At 69.0% G+C, this 16,635-nt stretch carries 14 protein-coding genes and 2 tRNA genes; 5 read left to right on the top strand and 11 right to left on the bottom strand.

Features of this window, described 5'->3' with window-relative positions:
• Positions 1–66 precede the first annotated feature (66 nt).
• On the bottom strand, positions 67–891 hold the full coding sequence (locus JOE64_RS06625) for a DUF559 domain-containing protein (RefSeq protein ID WP_204963522.1): 825 nt from the start codon (positions 889–891) through the stop codon (positions 67–69).
• Between the two features lie 319 nt (positions 892–1,210).
• On the opposite strand from JOE64_RS06625, the gene valS reads away from it, so the two are divergent.
• Both valS and JOE64_RS06615 read left to right on the top strand, forming a co-directional pair.
• Entirely contained in the window at positions 1,211–3,796 is a 2,586-nt protein-coding gene (gene valS, locus JOE64_RS06620; RefSeq protein WP_204963521.1) for a valine--tRNA ligase, read from the top strand.
• 1 nt (position 3,797) lies between these two features.
• Positions 3,798–4,046: a hypothetical protein gene (locus tag JOE64_RS06615; RefSeq protein WP_204963520.1), complete on the top strand. Its 249-nt coding sequence runs from the start codon at positions 3,798–3,800 to the stop codon at positions 4,044–4,046.
• A 16-nt stretch (positions 4,047–4,062) separates the two neighbouring features.
• Here JOE64_RS06615 and JOE64_RS06610 read toward each other — a convergent pair whose 3' ends face one another.
• Positions 4,063–5,343 carry an MFS transporter gene (locus JOE64_RS06610; protein WP_204963519.1) on the bottom strand — a complete coding sequence of 427 codons (1,281 nt, stop codon included), beginning with the start codon at positions 5,341–5,343 and terminating at the stop codon, positions 4,063–4,065.
• Positions 5,340–5,960: an ArsR/SmtB family transcription factor gene (locus JOE64_RS06605; RefSeq protein WP_204963518.1), complete on the bottom strand. Its 621-nt coding sequence runs from the start codon at positions 5,958–5,960 to the stop codon at positions 5,340–5,342. Before JOE64_RS06605 ends, JOE64_RS06610 begins: the two co-directional genes overlap by 4 nt.
• 71 nt (positions 5,961–6,031) lie before the next feature.
• On the opposite strand from JOE64_RS06605, the gene JOE64_RS06600 reads away from it, so the two are divergent.
• Positions 6,032–8,083, top strand: coding sequence for a M3 family metallopeptidase (locus JOE64_RS06600; RefSeq protein ID WP_204963517.1), 2,052 nt, complete (start codon positions 6,032–6,034; stop codon positions 8,081–8,083).
• A 34-nt stretch (positions 8,084–8,117) separates the two neighbouring features.
• Here JOE64_RS06600 and JOE64_RS06595 read toward each other — a convergent pair whose 3' ends face one another.
• The 6 genes from JOE64_RS06595 to JOE64_RS06570 all read right to left on the bottom strand — a co-directional run bounded on the left by JOE64_RS06595 (position 8,118) and on the right by JOE64_RS06570 (position 13,341).
• Positions 8,118–8,702 carry a dihydrofolate reductase family protein gene (locus JOE64_RS06595; protein WP_204963516.1) on the bottom strand — a complete coding sequence of 195 codons (585 nt, stop codon included), beginning with the start codon at positions 8,700–8,702 and terminating at the stop codon, positions 8,118–8,120.
• Positions 8,703–8,780: 78 nt separating this feature from the next.
• Positions 8,781–10,049 (bottom strand): ATP-dependent Clp protease ATP-binding subunit ClpX, encoded by a 1,269-nt coding sequence (gene clpX, locus JOE64_RS06590; protein ID WP_204963515.1) that lies wholly within the window; start codon positions 10,047–10,049, stop codon positions 8,781–8,783.
• A 194-nt stretch (positions 10,050–10,243) separates the two neighbouring features.
• Positions 10,244–10,921 carry an ATP-dependent Clp protease proteolytic subunit gene (locus JOE64_RS06585; RefSeq protein WP_204963514.1) on the bottom strand — a complete coding sequence of 226 codons (678 nt, stop codon included), beginning with the start codon at positions 10,919–10,921 and terminating at the stop codon, positions 10,244–10,246.
• 18 nt (positions 10,922–10,939) lie between these two features.
• The gene (locus tag JOE64_RS06580) at positions 10,940–11,539 is read right to left on the bottom strand and encodes an ATP-dependent Clp protease proteolytic subunit (protein WP_204963513.1); all 600 of its coding nucleotides are present in this window, start codon (positions 11,537–11,539) and stop codon (positions 10,940–10,942) included.
• 174 nt (positions 11,540–11,713) lie between these two features.
• Entirely contained in the window at positions 11,714–13,192 is a 1,479-nt protein-coding gene (tig, locus tag JOE64_RS06575; protein WP_204963512.1) for a trigger factor, read from the bottom strand.
• Positions 13,193–13,264: 72 nt separating this feature from the next.
• A tRNA-Pro gene (locus JOE64_RS06570) sits at positions 13,265–13,341 on the bottom strand.
• Positions 13,342–13,436: 95 nt separating this feature from the next.
• Between JOE64_RS06570 and JOE64_RS06565 the strand changes: the two genes are divergently transcribed.
• Positions 13,437–13,507: transfer RNA gene (locus JOE64_RS06565), tRNA-Gly, on the top strand.
• A 248-nt stretch (positions 13,508–13,755) separates the two neighbouring features.
• Here JOE64_RS06565 and JOE64_RS06560 read toward each other — a convergent pair.
• Positions 13,756–14,295 (bottom strand): gamma carbonic anhydrase family protein, encoded by a 540-nt coding sequence (locus JOE64_RS06560; protein WP_204963511.1) that lies wholly within the window; start codon positions 14,293–14,295, stop codon positions 13,756–13,758.
• Positions 14,296–14,415: 120 nt separating this feature from the next.
• Here JOE64_RS06560 and JOE64_RS06555 point away from each other — a divergent pair, with 120 nt between their 5' ends.
• Positions 14,416–14,901: a Dps family protein gene (locus tag JOE64_RS06555; RefSeq protein WP_204963510.1), complete on the top strand. Its 486-nt coding sequence runs from the start codon at positions 14,416–14,418 to the stop codon at positions 14,899–14,901.
• A gap of 189 nt (positions 14,902–15,090) precedes the next feature.
• On the opposite strand, the gene JOE64_RS06550 is transcribed toward JOE64_RS06555, so the two are convergent.
• Positions 15,091–16,596, bottom strand: a complete 1,506-nt coding sequence (locus JOE64_RS06550; protein ID WP_271202553.1) for an amidohydrolase — start codon at positions 16,594–16,596, stop codon at positions 15,091–15,093.
• Between the last annotated feature and the right edge of the window lie 39 nt (positions 16,597–16,635).

Below are 16,635 nucleotides of genomic sequence, written 5' to 3'. Positions count from 1 at the left end.
TCTCCTCGAGATCGGCGACGCCCGGGCACCCTCCGCGCCACGCCCCACGCACATACCGCGCGCTTCTCACGCCCGGTGCAGCCCTTGGGCGACGGCGCGCATGATGACGCCCTGCACCTCGTGCCACCGGTCGACGATCTGTGCGTAGCCGACGCGGATGACGTGGTAGCCGAGCAGCATGAGCTCGGCATCGTGCGCGATGTCGCTCGTGCGCTGCGCACCGACGTGTGTGCCGCCGTCGATCTGCAGCACCAGTCGATCGCCGATGAGGAAGTCGACGCGGTGCCCCGCGATCCACGCCTGAGGGGTGATCGGAATCCCCATCCATCGCAGGCGCGGGACGACGAGGGTCTCCAGCCCGGACCCGGAATACGGACTCGCGCGCTCGCACACGGCTCGCGCCGCCCCGCGGAACGGCAGCCGACGCAGCGCCGGCAGCGACACCAACTTCTTGTCGAGGGCGGACTCCCACACGATCAGCGCCTCTTCGAAGGGCAAGCAATGCGCCACGAGCGACAGGACGTTCTCGATCTCGTCGACGAGGGCGTCCGGATGCCGCGGCACGACCGGCTCCGCCCAGTGCACGACCGCGCGGGGAGCCCGGACCCCGCCGGAACGCGGCGGGGCGGCCACGTGCGGGATCTCGCTCGGTCGCAGCATCCACAGCCCCCAGCGCTCGGCCTGAGTGACGCACGAGACCACGACGCCGGCTCGCGCGGCCGCGACGAGGTGTGCATCCGCGTCCGGAAGCGCCACCCAGCCCTTGCGCGGGCGCAGCAGTCGCTCGTGCGTCACGGCCGTGCGCACCGAGCGCTCACTCCAACCGCTCTCGCGCAGCTGACGCACGCGCATCACCCCGCCCGCTCGCCGCAGATCTTGCTCGATGCCCATCACCCGACTGTGGCCCGAACGCGCCCCGGCGCTCTGTGGCGCGGGCACATCTGTGAGCCACAACCGAGAACAGACTGTTGTGGAGGAGGCGATGTGCGACGGATGCCGAGGAAGTGACGCGATCTGAGGAGCCGATGCCGGGATCTCGCCCTCAGAATCCGCCACCTCCTCGGCATCCGACGCCGCACCACCCGCCCCACGACACAGTCCGCCCTGCGGGGCATCCGCCGCGCCCAGGGCCGCGGCGCGGGTAGACTTCTGGGCACCCACACACTCAGGCACGCTCACACGGTGCCGCACATATCGCTCGAGGAGACCCATGTCGAACGCGCAGATTCCCGACAAGCCCGCCCTGGAAGGCCTCGAGCAGAAGTGGGATGCCGCGTGGAGTGCCGCCGGCACGTACCTGTTCGACCGCGACGCCGCCAAGGCGAAGGGTCGCGCGGGTGTCTTCTCGGTCGACACTCCCCCGCCGACCGCGTCGGGCAGCCTCCACATCGGCCACGTCTTCAGCTACACCCACACCGATGTGAAGACCCGTTTCGAGCGCATGCGCGGCAAGACCGTGTTCTACCCGATGGGCTGGGACGACAACGGCCTGCCGACCGAGCGCCGCGTGCAGAACTACTACGGCGTGCGCTGCGACACCTCGCTTTCCTACGACCCCGACTTCGAGCCGCCGTTCCACGGTGATGCCAAGAGCCTGAAGCCTGCCGACCAGGTGCCGATCAGCCGTCGCAACTTCATCGAGCTGTGCGAGGCGCTGACCATCGAGGACGAGAAGGCCTTCGAAGACGTCTTCCGCCAGCTCGGCCTGTCGGTCGACTGGACGCAGACCTACCGCACGATCTCCGATGACACGATCCGGACGAGCCAGCTCGCGTTCCTGCGGAACCTCGAGCGCGGCGAGGCCTACCAGGCGATGGCCCCGACGCTGTGGGACATCGACTTCCGCTCCGCGATCGCGCAGGCCGAGCTCGAGGACCGCGAGCAGCAGGCGTCGTACCACCGTCTGGCGTTCCACAAGACCGATGGTTCGGGCGACATCCACATCGAGACGACGCGACCCGAGCTGCTCGCCGCCTGCGTCGCCCTCGTGGCAAACCCCGGCGACGAGCGCTACCAGCCGTACTTCGGCACGACCGTGCGCACGCCCGTCTTCGACGTCGAGGTGCCGGTGCTCGCCCACCCGCTCGCGCAGCAGGACAAGGGCTCGGGCATCGCGATGGTCTGCACCTTCGGCGACGTGACCGACATCATCTGGTGGCGCGAGCTGGACCTCCCCAACCGCACGATCCTCGGCAAGGACGGGCGTATCCTCGCCGAGGCGCCGGACGCCCTCCAGACGGATGCCGCAACGGCGGCCTATGCCGAGATCGCCGGACTCACGGTCTTCAGCGCCAAGAAGAAGATGGTCGAGCTGCTCGAGGCCTCGGGCGAGCTGCTCGAGGTGTCGAAGCCGTTCAGCCACCCCGTGAAGTTCTACGAGAAGGGCGATCGCGCCCTCGAGATCGTCTCGACGCGGCAGTGGTACCTGCGCAACGGCGCCCGGGATGCCGCGTTCCGCGAGAAGCTCATCGAGCTCGGGCAGGGCATGGACTGGCATCCGGACTTCATGCGCGTGCGCTACGAGAACTGGACCAACGGCCTCACCGGCGACTGGCTGATCAGCCGCCAGCGCTTCTTCGGCGTGCCGATCCCGGTCTGGTACCCGCTGGACGAGAACGGCGACCGCATCGAGGGCGGCGTCATCACTGCCGATGTGGCGGCGCTGCCCGTCGACCCGACGACCGACACCGCTCCCGGCTTCGACGAGTCGCAGCGCGGGGTTCCCGGCGGCTTCGAGGGCGAGAAGGACATCTTCGATACCTGGGCGACGTCTTCCCTCACCCCGCAGTTGGCGGGCGGCTGGCAGCGCGACGACGAGCTGTGGAACCTCGTGGCTCCCTTCGACCTGCGCCCGCAGGGCCAGGACATCATCCGCACCTGGCTCTTCTCGACGATGGTGCGCTCCGCCCTCGAAGACGGCCGCGCTCCGTGGAGCGACGCCGCCATCAGCGGCTTCATCGTCGACCCCGACCGCAAGAAGATGTCGAAGTCGAAGGGCAACGTCGTCACCCCCGCCGACATCCTCGACCAGCACGGCACCGACGCGGTGCGCTACTGGGCGGCCTCCAGCCGGCTCGGGGCGGATGCGGCGTTCGACCCGCAGAATCCGACACAGGTGAAGATCGGCCGGCGCCTCGCGATCAAGGTGCTGAACGCGGCGAAGTTCGTGCTGTCCTTCCCCGTCCCCGACGGGGCGGAGGTGACCCACGCACTGGATGCCGCGATGCTCACGACCCTCGACCGGGTGGTCGCCGACGCGACGAAGGCGTTCGAGGCGTACGACCACGCGCGGGCGCTGGAAGTCACCGAGGCGTTCTTCTGGACGTTCTGCGACGACTACCTCGAGCTCGTCAAGGAGCGCGCGTACAACCAGACCGACGCGGATCAGGCATCTGCCGCCCTCGCACTGCGCCTGGCGCTGTCGACGCTCCTGCGCCTCCTCGCGCCCGTGCTCGCGTTCGCCGCGGAAGAGGCCTGGTCGTGGTTCGAGGACGGGTCCATCCACACCGCCGAATGGCCCGCCCCTCGCGGCGGCTGGGGCGACGAGCGCGTGCTGAGCGTCGCCAGCGAGGCGCTGATCGGCATCCGCCGGGCGAAGACCGAGGCGAAGGCCTCGCAGAAGACGCCCGTCGCGCGGCTCAGCCTCACGGCCGATCCTGTGACCGCCGATCTGCTGCGCGTCGCCGAGGGAGACCTCAAGGCCGTGGGCCGGATCGCTGAGCTCGCGATCCACACCGACGAGTCCCGCTCGGTCGGCCTCACGGTCGACTCCGTCGAACTCGCGCCGGAGGCCTGAGATGCAGCTCGGCACACGCTGGACGAGCGGCGACGAGCCTCCTGCGGCCGTGCCCGCGGCGATCCGCCCGCAGATCGCCGCGGTGGACCGCGCCCTCCCGGACGACGACCTCGGGCAGCCACGCCCCCGGTGGACGCTGACCTTCCTCGAAGGCCGGCCGGTCGCCGAACTCGACACCGGCGTCATCGTGGAGCTCGGCGCGGATGGTTCGGTGTCGGTGCGTCACGACGAAGACGACGACTTCGCCTGACGAGACGCTCGCGGTCTCAGCGCTCGGCGCCGGCCCGGCGCGTGCCCGTCACCAATAGTCGCGCGCCGGCGAGCGCGACGAGCGACGTCACGACCCCGCCGATGAGGAACGGCAGCCGCAGGTCGACACGAGCGACCAGACCGCCGAGCAGGGTCGCGACGGGGAACAGCCCCCACGTGACCGTGCGGATCACGCCGAGGACGCGGCCGAACATCTGAGCGGGCACGATCTGCTGGCGAAGGCTCCCCCACGGAACGTTCCAGATCGAGACTGTGCAGGCGGCGAGGGCGAAGGTGAGCACGGCCGTCCACACCGAGGGCGCCAGTCCCGTCAGCAGCATTCCGACGCCGCCGGTGAATGTTGCAGCGAGCATCACCGGCCCACGGCCCCACCGTGCGACGAGGCGGGGCGAGAGGAGCGAGCCGCACAGAGCTCCGATGCCGATGCCCGCCGTCACGAAGCCGATGCCTGCTGCGGGCACGGCCATCGTGTCGACGAAGAAGAGGACGAGCGCCGCCTGAGCGAACGAGAGCGCGCTGCCGGTGAGCGAGGTGAACACCACCATCGCGCGCAGGTAGCGGTGACCCCACAGATGCGCGAGCGCACTCCGGGTGCTGACGGGCGAGGTGGAATCGGTCGACGATCGGGGCGCCGTGCTGACGGAGCGCGCGGCCGAGAGGGGCAGCAGGACCGCGAGAACGACAGGCACGAGGTAGCCGGCCGACCCGATCCACAGCGGCAGCGCGAGGGAGACGGAGAACAGCACACCGGCGATGGGCGCCGCGACGAAGTTGTCGACCGTCCCCTGTGCCGCCTGGATCCAGCCGTTCGCCCGGTCGAGCTGGTCGCGAGCGACGACGCCCGGGATCACGGCATTGGTGGCGTTGTCGAACAGCGTCTCACCGAGCCCGAAGATCAGCGTGCCGACGAACAGCGCCCACAGGGCGAGCTCTCCCGAGGCACCGAGGATTGCCAGCCAGAGCGCCACACCACCGCGGATGACGTTGGCGGATGCCATGACGTAGCGCCGGTCCAGACGGTCCACGATCATGCCGGCCGGCAGACCGAACAGCAGCCACGGCACGAACGCGAGTGCTGTCAGCACGGAGATGACGAAGGGATCGGAGGTGAGGGTGATGGCTACGAGGGGGACGGCGGTGCGGCCGAGCCCGTCGGCGAGATTGCTGAACACGGCCGCCGACCAGAGCGTCCGAAAACCCCGGCCCAGCGGGCGCCGCGCGCTCTCGTTCGGCGGAGTCGGCGCCGAGCCGGTGGCCAACACCGACGATGCGCTCATGATCCGACCCCACCCTCGGGAAGGGGGAAGACATCGGTACGGACGCTGACGACCCGCACGCCATCGCCCTCCTGGTCACGGTACAGATCGCTGAAGCGCGTGATGAGGGCACGAAGCTCGGTCGAAAGCTCCTCGGTCTGCTCCCGTGTCAGTCGGAGCGTCGAGGTCGCGATCATCGCCTCGGACTCGTCCAGCGCCTCCGCGGACAGAAGGGCCTCATTCACATAGCGCATCAGCTGCTGGTGTCTGCGCGTCAGGAACTCGCTCATCACGAGCTGTGTGGCAGCCTTGCCCGCCGGAGTCCTCAGCGCCTCGGGATTGGTGAGCGAGACCCCGCCCGTCGGGCGCTCCCACCAGCGCTCCCGACCGGTTCCGCGTCCGTCGACCTCGCGGATCAGCTCGTGCTTGGCCAATTCGCGCAGGTGGTAACTCGTCGCGCCCGACGACTCCCCCGTCATGGCCGCCAGCGAGCTCGCCGTCTGCGGTCCGCGCTGCGAGAGAAGGTCGTAGATCTCGATTCGCAGGGGGTGCGCGAGGGCGCGGAGCGCGCCCGTGTCGAGCTGTCGATCCTGCCGGGCTGAGTCGAACTGCTCCGGAGCGGCGTCGTGGGATGTCATGGTGCAAAGATAGTTATGCAACGCATTCTTTGCAAGCATTTCTTTTCATTGTTCAGGCCTAGGCTGGATGCATGGCCGCAGAAAACCCCCTCCTGACACCCCCCACCCTCCCCTACGCACTTCCGGACTATGCGGCCATCCGCCCCGAGCACTATCTGCCTGCGTTCGACGAAGCATTCGCGCAGCAGCGCCGAGAGATCGCGGCGATCACGCGGGTGAGGTCGATGCCCACGTTCGAGAACACGATGGTCGCTCTCGAACGTTCGGGGGAACTGCTCGACCGCGTTGCGCGCGCCTTCTACACCGTGTCGTCGGCCGATGGCACTCCGGAGATCCAGGAGATCGACGAGAGACTCGCTCCGTTGGTGTCTGCCCATCACGACGCGGTGCAGCTGGACGCCGCCCTCTACCAGCGCGTGAAGTCCGTGCACGACCGGCTCGACGAGCTCGGCCTCACCGGCGAGGACCGCTACCTCGTCGAGCGCCGGTTCCGCGAGATGACGCATGCCGGCGCCGCTCTCGACGACGAGGCGAAAGCACGACTCAGCGACCTCAACGCGCGACTCGCGACCCTCAGCAGCACCTTCGAGAAGCACCTGCTCGCCGATACGAACGATCTCGCCGTGCTGTTCGAGACGGCCGACGAGCTCGACGGGCTGGATGACGGCGCCCTGTCGGCTGCCGCGCAGGCCGCGACCGATCGCGGTCACGACGGCGCGTACGTCGTCACCCTGACCCTGTTCACCGGACATCCCTATCTGTCCCGCCTCACCCGACGCGACAGCCGTGCCCGCCTCCTCGAGGCGTCGCGCTCACGCGCGTCACGGGGCGGACCGAACGACAACCGCGACACCGTGCTCGAGATCGTTCGGCTCCGCGCCGAACGCGCGGAACTGCTGGGCGCGGCCTCACACGCGGCGTACGTCACCTCGGACGAGACCGCGGGTACCCCGGAGGCCGTGCAGACCATGCTCCGACGGCTCGCCGTACCGGCCGCCGCCAACGCACGCCGTGAGCAGACCGCGCTGCAGCAGATCGTCGACGACACCGAACCGGTGCCGTTCCCGGTCGAGGCGCACGATTGGGCGTACGTCACCGAGAAGGTGCGCGCGGCGACCTACGACATCGACACCGCTGCCCTCCGACCATGGTTCGAGGCCGAGCGCGTGCTGCGCGACGGCGTCTTCTTCGCCGCGACGTCGCTGTACGGCATCACCTTCGACGAGCGCACCGATCTTGTCGCATATCATCCCGATGCGCGCGTGTTCGAAGTATCCAACGCCGACGGTTCGCCGCTCGGGCTGTTCATCCTCGATCTGTACACCCGCGACACGAAGCAGGGTGGTGCCTGGATGAACTCCCTGGTCGCGCAGTCCCGCCTGCGCGGGACCGCGCCGGTCGTCGTCAACAACCTGAACGTACCCCGGCCCGCGACGGGCCCGACGCTTCTCACCCTCGACGAGGTGACGACGCTGTTCCACGAGTTCGGCCACGCGCTGCACGGACTGTTCGCCGTCACGACGTACCCGCACTTCTCGGGGACCGCCGTCTTCCGCGACTTCGTGGAGTTCCCGAGCCAGGTCAACGAGATGTGGATCATGTGGCCCGAGGTCCTCGAGAACTACGCGAGGCACATCGAGACCGGAGACGCGCTGCCCACCGACGTCATCGAGCGGATGCGCGCATCGGAGGCCTTCAACCAGGGCTTCGCGACGAGCGAGTACCTCGCCGCGGCCTGGCTCGATCAGGCCTGGCATTCGCTGAGCGCGGAAGACGCTGCGGCCGTGGATGACGTCGCCGCATTCGAGGCATCCGCACTGGCGGCCATCGGTCTGGACAATCCGGCCGTGCCGACGCGGTACTCGTCGACGTACTTCAAGCACATCTTCTCGGGCGGGTACAGCGCCGGCTACTACTCGTACATCTGGAGCGAGGTCCTCGATGCCGACACCGTCGAATGGTTCGGCGAGACCGGCGGCCTCACGCGCGAGAACGGCCGGCGGTTCCGCGAGCGCCTTCTCGGCGTCGGCGGCTCGAAAGACCCGCTCGAGGCGTACCGCGACTTCCGCGGGCGGGATGCCGAGATCGCGCCGCTGCTGAAACGCCGCGGACTCGGCGACTGAACGCCCGTCGCCGTGGGCGCCCGCCCCTGTGCGCTCACGGCGACGTGCGACACGCTCCGCCGGTCGCCTCCCGGATGACCTCGTAGACGAGTCGGGCAAACGGACCCACGCTCTGCGCGGAGCGCAGACGGAGCCCGTCAGCACTCCGCCGACGCGGGAGCAGCGGCGCACCGCCGGTGAGCAGCACCGGCGCGATGGAGACGGCGATCTCATCGAGCACCCCGGCGTCGAGGAACTGGCCCGCGAGGTCACCCCCGCCCACGACCCAGACATCCCCCTCACCTGCCGCCACGCGTATCTCATCCAGCACGTCGAGGACGGAGCCGGACCGCAGCCGCACGTCCGCACCGCGGGGCACGGGCAGCTCACGGGTCGTGAAGACATAGATGGGCCGATCACCGTAGAGCGCCCGCCACCTCTCAGGGCGGGCGAGAAGGTCCTCGTGGTCGAGAACCCACTCGTACGTGGTCGACCCCTCCACCAACACGTCGGCATCCGGGAACAACGCGACCTCCGCGTCGATCGGCGCCTCGAGGGAGAGGAGCCAGTCCAGCGAATTGCCCTCGTCGGCGATCCAGCCGTTGAGCGATACGGCGGTGTCGAAGATGATGCGCGTCATGCCGTGGACGCTAGCGCGGGCCTCCGACATCCTCGCGGAACCGCGATCTCCGGCTGCGCTGTCACCACGCCACGGCGATCAGGCGCTCTTGCGCTTGCGCTCCAGCACCAGGGTGGGCTCTGCGCCGTCGGTCACGGCGGCCCGAGTGACGATGACCTTCGCGACGTCCTCGAGCGACGGGATCTCGAACATGATCGGACCCAGCACGTCTTCGAGGATCGCCCGCAGCCCTCGGGCTCCGGTCTTGCGGGCCACGGCGAGGTCGGCGATGGCGCGCAGCGCATCGTCCTCGAACTCGAGCTGTGCACCGTCGAGCTCGAACATGCGCTGATACTGCTTGACGAACGCGTTCTTCGGCCCGGTGAGGATCTCGATGAGCGCCGTCTGGTCGAGGGGGGCCACCGACGTGACGACAGGCAGGCGACCGATGAACTCGGGGATGAGACCGAACTTGTGCAGGTCCTCCGGCTCGACCTCGCTGAACAGGTCGAGCTCTTTGCCCTTCTGCTGCAGCGGCGCGCCGAACCCGACACCGTGCTTGCCGACGCGCGACGAGATGATCTCTTCGAGTCCGGCGAACGCGCCCGCGACGATGAAGAGGACATTCGTCGTGTCGATCTGGATGAACTCCTGATGCGGGTGCTTGCGCCCGCCCTGCGGCGGCACCGAGGCGACGGTGCCTTCGAGGATCTTCAGCAGCGCCTGCTGCACCCCCTCGCCGGAGACATCTCTCGTGATGGAGGGGTTCTCTGCCTTTCGGGCGATCTTGTCGACCTCGTCGATGTAGATGATGCCGGTCTCGGCGCGCTTGACGTCGAAGTCCGCGGCCTGCAGCAGCTTCAGGAGGATGTTCTCGACGTCTTCGCCGACGTATCCGGCCTCGGTGAGCGCCGTGGCATCCGCCACCGCAAACGGCACGTTGAGGCGCTTCGCCAGCGTCTGCGCGAGGTAGGTCTTACCGCAACCGGTGGGGCCGAGCAGCAGGATGTTGCTCTTGGCGATCTCGACCTCGTCGGCGCGTTGCTCGGCCGGCTGCAGGGTGCCGTGCGCGCGGACGCGCTTGTAGTGGTTGTATACCGCGACCGACAGCGCCTTCTTGGCGGCATCCTGCCCGACGACGTATTCCTCGAGGAACGCGTAGATCTCGCGGGGCTTGGGCAGGTCGAACTCGGCGACCGCACCATCGGCCGACTCGGCCATGCGCTCTTCGATGATCTCGTTGCACAACTCGACGCATTCGTCGCAGATGTATACGCCGGGACCGGCGATCAGCTGCTGGACCTGCTTCTGGCTCTTGCCGCAGAAGGAACATTTGAACAGATCGGCGCTCTCACCTATCCGAGCCATGACGCCCCTCCTTCAGGTCCCACTCAGGATGCTCTCCGAGCCTAACCGCTCCCACCGACACATCGGCGGATTGAGTCGCCGGATGGAGACGTGCGACGCGCCACCGGTCGGTGCGACCTCTCATCCCTCACAGCGCGGGCCCGACAGCCGGAACAACGTCCGACCGTCGGGGCCGCAGGTGTCGAGGTGCCGGATCAGGACGTGATCGCGGCCGGCTGACGCTTGCGCGAGGTCAGCACCTGGTCGACGATGCCGTACTCGAGTGCCTCGTTCGCCGAGAGGATCTTGTCGCGGTCGATGTCCTTGTTGACCTGCTCCTGCGTGCGGTTCGTGTGCCGCGCCATCGTCTCTTCGAGCCAGGTGCGCATGCGGAGGATCTCCGCCGCCTGGATCTCGATGTCGGATGCCTGCCCGTGACCGGCCTCGCCGACGGCGGGCTGGTGGATGAGGATCCGGGCGTTGGGCAGCGCGAGGCGCTTTCCGGGCGCGCCCGCGGCCAGCAGCACCGACGCGGCCGAGGCGGCCTGGCCGAGCACGACCGTCTGAATCTGGGGCGACACGTACTGCATCGTGTCGTAGATCGCGGTCATGGCCGTGAACGAGCCACCGGGCGAGTTGATGTACATGATGATGTCGCGGTCCGGGTCCTGCGACTCGAGAACGAGCAGCTGAGCCATGACGTCGTCGGCCGACGCGTCGTCGACCTGCACGCCGAGGAAGATCACGCGGTCTTCGAACAGCTTGTTGTACGGGTCCTGGCGCTTGTAGCCGTACGCCGTGCGCTCCTCGAACTGCGGCAGGATGTAGCGGCTCTGCGGCATGAGACCCGGCAGCGCGAGTCCCTGCGGGGTGCCGAAGGCGGGGGTGTTCATTCGTGGTTCTCCTTCGGATCAGTTCGCGCTGGTGGTCTCGGTGCCGCCGCCGCCCACGACGTCGGAGGCCGACTCGCGGATGTGGTCGACGAAGCCGTACTCGAGGGCTTCCTGCGCGGTGAACCAGCGGTCGCGGTCGCCATCGGCATTGATCTGCTCGACGGACTTGCCCGTCTGCGACGCCGTGATCTCGGCGAGCCGCTTCTTCATGTCGAGGATCAGCTGCGCCTGCGTCTGGATGTCGCTGGCCGTGCCGCCGAAACCGCCGTGGGGCTGGTGCAGCAGCACGCGCGCGTTCGGCGTGATGTAGCGCTTGCCCTTGGTGCCGGCGGTCAGCAGCAGCTGACCCATCGACGCGGCCATGCCGATGCCGACGGTCACGATGTCGTTCGGGACGAACTGCATCGTGTCGTAGATCGCCATGCCTGCGGTGATCGATCCGCCGGGCGAGTTCACGTAGAGGTAGATGTCGCGCTCGGAGTCCTCCGCGGCGAGGAGAAGGATCTTGGCGCAGATCTCGTTCGCGTTCTCGTCGCGCACCTCCGAGCCCAACCAGATGATGCGGTCTCGCAGCAGCCTGTCGAAGACGCTCGTCGCGACCAGTGGTTCGCCAGCCATGTGTGTGCTCCTGTTCGGGTGACTATGCCATCGAATCTACCGATGCGCGCAGGCGGTCCCGCCCGTGTTCGCCGTCGGCGGAGTGCGTGTCCGACGCCGCAGCGCCGGCACGTCCACATCGACGACGAAGGGTCGGATGCCGTGGCATCCGACCCTTCGATTCGACGCGGAGGATTACTCGGCGTCGGCCTTCTTGGCGCGCGGCTTCTTGGCGGCGGGCTTGTCCGACGCCTCGCCGGCATCGGCCTTCTTGGCGGCGGGTTTGCGGGCCGCCGGCTTCTTGGCCGGCTTCGCCTCGGCGGGAGCCTCCTCAGCGGCAGCCTCCTCGGCGGGTGCCTGCTCGGCGGGAGCAGCAGCGTCGTCGGCGTCGTCTTCGTCGACCGCGACGAAACCGGTCAGATCGACCGCCTTGCCGTTCGTGTCGAGAACCGTGACCTTGCCCAGAGCGATCGCGAGCGCCTTGTTGCGAGCGACCTCGCCGACCATGAGCGGCAGCTGGTTCTGGCTCTGCAGCGCGTCGACGAACTCCTGCGGCGCCATGCCGTACTGCGCAGCCGACTGGATGAGGTACTGGGTGAGCTCTTCCTGCGAGACCTGGACCTCGTGCGCCTCGGCCAGCTTGTCGAGGATCATCTGCGTGCGGAACTGCTTCTCGCTCGCCGCGGTCACCTCGGCGCGGTGCTCCTCGTCCTCGAGGCGACCCTCGCCCTCGAGGTGGGTGTGCACCTCGTCCTCGACCAGCTGTGCGGGAACGGGGATGTCGGCGGCCTCGATGAGAGCCTCGACGAGCTTGTCGCGCGCCGCGGCGCCCTGGACGAAGACCGATTGCTCGGAGACGCGCTCGGTGAGGCTGTCGCGCAGCTCGCCGATCGTGTCGAACTCGCTCGCCATCTGCGCGAAGTCGTCGTCGGCGTCGGGCAGCTCGCGCTCCTTGACGGCGGTGACGGTCACCGAGACCTCGGCCTCGTCACCGGCGTGGTCGCCGCCGACCAGCTTCGAGCGGAAGGTGGTGTCCTCACCGGCGGTGAGAGAGTCGATCGCCTCGTCGATGCCCTCGAGCAGCTCGCCCGAGCCGACCTCATACGACACGCCCTCGGCGCGGTCGATCTCGGCGCCGTCGATCGTCGCGACCAGGTTCAGCTCGACGAAGTCGCCCGTGGCGGCCGGACGGTCGACCGTGACGAGCGTGCCGAAGCGGGCGCGCAGACGGTCGAGCTCGGCGTCGATCGCGGCCTCGTCGGTCTCGACGGGATCGATCGTGACGGTCAGACCCGACAGCTCGGGCAGATCGAACTCGGGGCGGACGTCGACCTCGACCTCGACCTTGAGGTCGCCGGAGAAGTCCTTCTCGTTCGGCCACTCGATGACCTCGGCGGCGGGGCGTCCCACCGTGCGCACCTCGTTCGCCGTGACCGCTTCGCGGTAGAACCCGTCGAGGCCCTCGCTGACGGCGTGCTCGATGACCGCGCCGCGGCCCACACGCTGGTCGATGATCGGGGCCGGCACCTTGCCCTTGCGGAAGCCGGGGATCTGGATGTCCTGGGCGATGTGCTCGTACGCGTGCGCGATCGCGGGCTTGAGATCCTCGGGGGTGACCGAGATGTGCAGCTTCACCCGGGTGGGGGTCAGCTTCTCGACGGTGCTGGTGACCATGCCTGTTCGTTCTCCTCTGATTCGACCGCGCAGACGCGCGTCCGGGGTCTGGGTCTGGGTTCGTGGGGCCGGTGGTCGGGGCGACAGGATTTGAACCTGCGGCCTCCCGCTCCCAAAGCGGGCGCTCTACCAAGCTGAGCTACGCCCCGGGCGCGCACGCGTGCGAGCGCCGAATTACGGCCGGTGGTCAGTCTAGCCGACAAGAGCTAGTAGACTCTTCGAGATGCCGCGGCCACGCGGCCTCGGGGATGTAGCTCAATGGTAGAGCCTCAGTCTTCCAAACTGATGGCGCGGGTTCGATTCCCGTCATCCCCTCCGCTGCCCCGTCGTACGCCTCCCGGCCTGCGGCGGGGCTTCTCGTCGACGTCGGTCGCGCGGGGGCCTGGCTCCGCCGGCCCCCTGCACCCAAACCGGCATCTCGCGTCGAGACCGAGAATCGGAACGGCGGTCTCGACGCGCGATCGCGGTCTCGCGGGACCCCAGCGGGGTTTCACACCGAGGGAACGATCGAGTCGAGGCCACCGTCGCTGCGGGTGCGCGGGCGCCTGCCCCGCCGGCATCCGTCACCGCGCGTCGGATGCCTCGGCGTGCGCTGCGGCGTGGGCGCGGTACACCTCGGCGTTGCGAAGGATGCCCGACCGCTCCTCGTCGGTGAGCTGGCGCCGCACCTTCGCCGGGACGCCGGCGACGAGCGAGCCGTCGGGCACCACGGTGCCGCCGAGCACGAGCGCGCCACCGGCGACGAGGCATCCCGCACCGATCTGCGCACCCGAGAGCACGACGCTGCCCATCCCGATGAGCGAACCGTCGCCGATCGTGCAGCCGTGCACGACGGCGTTGTGTCCGACCGATACGTTCTCGCCGATGACGACCGGCGAGTCGGCGTCCACGTGCACCGACACGTTGTCCTGCAGGTTGCTGCCGGCACCGAGTGTGATCGAGGCGCCGTCGCCGCGCACGACGGCGTTGTACCAGACGCTCGCACCCTCGCCGAGCACGACGTCTCCGACGATCCGGGCACCCGATGCGACGAAGGCCGTGGGGTCGAGGCGCGGAGTGAACCCGCGTACGGACAGGATCGAGGCATCGTCGGCGATCGTCATGCCCCGACGATAGCGCGGCGCTAAGCCGAGCCTTCTCTTGCTTGCGGAACAATCCGTGCTGAGTACCGTTGAACATGATGCGGGTGCACGACGCCCGCAGGAACCGAGGAGGATCAGACCATGACCGAAACGAAGACGATCTCGATGACCGCAGCAGGCCCCGAGGCCTCCGCCGGAACGGCCCAGTTCCTCACCCCCGTCGTGCTCGGCCTCCAGGCGCTGGCCGTCAACGGCAAGCAGGCCCACTGGAACGTGCGCGGCACGAACTTCATCGCCATCCACGAGCTGCTCGACCAGGTCGTCGCGAACGCGCAGGGCTTCGCCGACCTCGCCGCCGAGCGCATCGTCGCCCTGGGACTGCCGATCGACGCGCGTGTGTCGACGGTCGCCGAGAAGGCTGCGCCCACGACCGTCCCCGCCGGCTTCACCCCGTGGGACGAGATCGTCCGCGCCGTCGTCACCGACATGGACGTCGTCATCGCCGACGTGCAGGCAGCGATCGACGGGCTGGACGAAACCGACCTGACCAGCCAGGACGTCGCCATCGCGATCAAGGCCGGCCTCGAGAAGGATCGTTGGTTCCTCTCGGCGCACCTCGCCGCCTGAGCGCAACGCATCGATCAGACGGATGCCTCGGACCGCAGGGTCCGGGGCATCCGTGCGTTCGCGGGGCTTCGCCCGAGGCGCCTCACCTCGACGTTCGGAGGCGCCGAATGATGGGTCGTGCAGCCAGCGACCCGCGCATCGGCGCCTCGGAACGGGCACAACCCGACCATGAGAGGATCGCGACCGTCCTCACGCGAGGTGCGTGAGCCGCCCGCCGAGAAGCGTGATCTGCACGGCGGTCTTCCGCAACGACGGCTCGTCGGCCGTGAGCGGGTCGCGGTCGACGACGACGAGATCGGCGACATCGCCGGGCAGCAGGGTCGAGCGCGCGAGCGACCCCGAGGCGGTCGAGGCGGCGAGAGCCGTGGCGGCATCGATCGCCTGATCCGGATGCCACGCCGCTCTGCCGTCGCGCGTGCGGTGCACCGCCGAGGCCATCGCCGCCCACGGATCGAGCGCGGCGACCGGGGCATCCGAGCCGAACAGCAGGTTCGCTCCGGCCTCGGCGAGCGCACGCAGAGGATAGGCGAGCGCCGTCTGACCCGCCCAGTACACGTCGGTCATGTCGCGGTCGTCGATCGCATGCTCGGGCTGGACGCTCGCCCCCACGCCGAGCCGCGCGAAGCGCGGGATGTCGGCGTGCGCGACGAGTTGGGCGTGCTCGATGGTGCCGACCGCGCCCGTCGCGGCGAACGCGTCCAGAGCATGCGAGTTCGCGACGTCGCCGATCGCGTGGATCGCGCACGCCAAACCTCCCGCGGTGGCGCGGGTCATCAGGTCGAGCAGTTCCTCGGGCGCGACCGTGAGCACACCGTGGTTGCGCGGATCGCCGGGGTAGGCATGCGAGCAGGCCGCGGTGCGGGTGCCGAGCGACCCATCGGTGATCACCTTGAGCGGGCCCACCCGCACGAGCCCCGCGGGATCGAGCGCATCGTCCGAGGCGAGTCCTTCGGCGAGGGCACGGTCCAGGTGCGCGGGGTACAGCCCGAAACGGATGCGGGTCGTGTCGAATCCGGCGTCGAGCCGTCTCGCCCAGGCCTCGGCGTTCCAGGCCATGTCGAAGTCCACGACGCCCACGATGCCGCGGGTGGCGGCCTCGGCCAGCGCCTGAGCCACGAACTGATCGCCTGTCGCGGGATCGACCGCGTTCAGTCGCCGTGAGATCTCGAACGCCGGTTCCTCGCGGACGAGACCGGAGGCATCGAGCGTCATGCCCTCACGTCGGAACGCGGCGGTGTTCATCCACACGCTGTGCACGTCGGAGTTGATGAGGTACGTCGGGATCTCGCCGGTGCGCTCATCGAGCAGGGAGAGGGACGGGGCATCCGGCCACAGCGCGTCGCGGAATCCGGCGCCGACACGGCGCCCGTCTCCCAAGCCAGGCGCATGCGCCATCCGCGCCGCCGCGTCGGCGGCCGATCCGGCCTGGCCGAGCGGCTCGCGCTGCGCGACCAGGGCCCATTGCACGGTGTGGACGTGATGGTCCCAGAGGCCGGGGACGACCCACCCTCCGCCCGCGTCGATCACCGCACCGCGTCGTGCGAGCGCGCCGGCCGGAGCGATGTCGACGATGACGCCATCGTCGAGGTGCACGTCGACCGGGTCGGAGCCGAAAGGATCGAGCCGGCCGGCGCCGGTCAGCCGTGCGTCGGCGATGACGGCAGGGCGTTCCCCCTGCGCGAGCTGGTCGGTCACAGGCGTCGCTCCCATCGTGTCTGCGGTCTCAGCGCGGCC

It is taken from the genome of Microbacterium dextranolyticum (assembly GCF_016907295.1).
Lineage (GTDB): Bacteria > Actinomycetota > Actinomycetes > Actinomycetales > Microbacteriaceae > Microbacterium > Microbacterium dextranolyticum.
Note: the sequence above shows the minus strand (reverse complement) of the source record. Positions and strands in the feature narration are given on the sequence as shown.

Excerpts from the sequence above, each read along its gene's own strand:
- JOE64_RS06580 (WP_204963513.1), bottom strand. The coding sequence starts at position 11,539 with ATGGCTGGCGAACCACTGGTCGCGACGAGCGTCTTCGACAGGCTGCTG.
- JOE64_RS06560 (WP_204963511.1), bottom strand. The coding sequence starts at position 14,295 with ATGACGATCGCCGACGATGCCTCGATCCTGTCCGTACGCGGGTTCACT.
- clpX (WP_204963515.1), bottom strand. The coding sequence starts at position 10,049 with ATGGCTCGGATAGGTGAGAGCGCCGATCTGTTCAAATGTTCCTTCTGC.
- tig (WP_204963512.1), bottom strand. The coding sequence starts at position 13,192 with ATGGTCACCAGCACCGTCGAGAAGCTGACCCCCACCCGGGTGAAGCTG.
- JOE64_RS06625 (WP_204963522.1), bottom strand. The coding sequence starts at position 891 with ATGGGCATCGAGCAAGATCTGCGGCGAGCGGGCGGGGTGATGCGCGTG.
- JOE64_RS06615 (WP_204963520.1), top strand. The coding sequence starts at position 3,798 with ATGCAGCTCGGCACACGCTGGACGAGCGGCGACGAGCCTCCTGCGGCC.
- JOE64_RS06610 (WP_204963519.1), bottom strand. The coding sequence starts at position 5,343 with ATGAGCGCATCGTCGGTGTTGGCCACCGGCTCGGCGCCGACTCCGCCG.
- JOE64_RS06585 (WP_204963514.1), bottom strand. The coding sequence starts at position 10,921 with ATGAACACCCCCGCCTTCGGCACCCCGCAGGGACTCGCGCTGCCGGGT.
- JOE64_RS06555 (WP_204963510.1), top strand. The coding sequence starts at position 14,416 with ATGACCGAAACGAAGACGATCTCGATGACCGCAGCAGGCCCCGAGGCC.
- JOE64_RS06605 (WP_204963518.1), bottom strand. The coding sequence starts at position 5,960 with ATGACATCCCACGACGCCGCTCCGGAGCAGTTCGACTCAGCCCGGCAG.
- JOE64_RS06600 (WP_204963517.1), top strand. The coding sequence starts at position 6,032 with ATGGCCGCAGAAAACCCCCTCCTGACACCCCCCACCCTCCCCTACGCA.
- JOE64_RS06595 (WP_204963516.1), bottom strand. The coding sequence starts at position 8,702 with ATGACGCGCATCATCTTCGACACCGCCGTATCGCTCAACGGCTGGATC.
- valS (WP_204963521.1), top strand. The coding sequence starts at position 1,211 with ATGTCGAACGCGCAGATTCCCGACAAGCCCGCCCTGGAAGGCCTCGAG.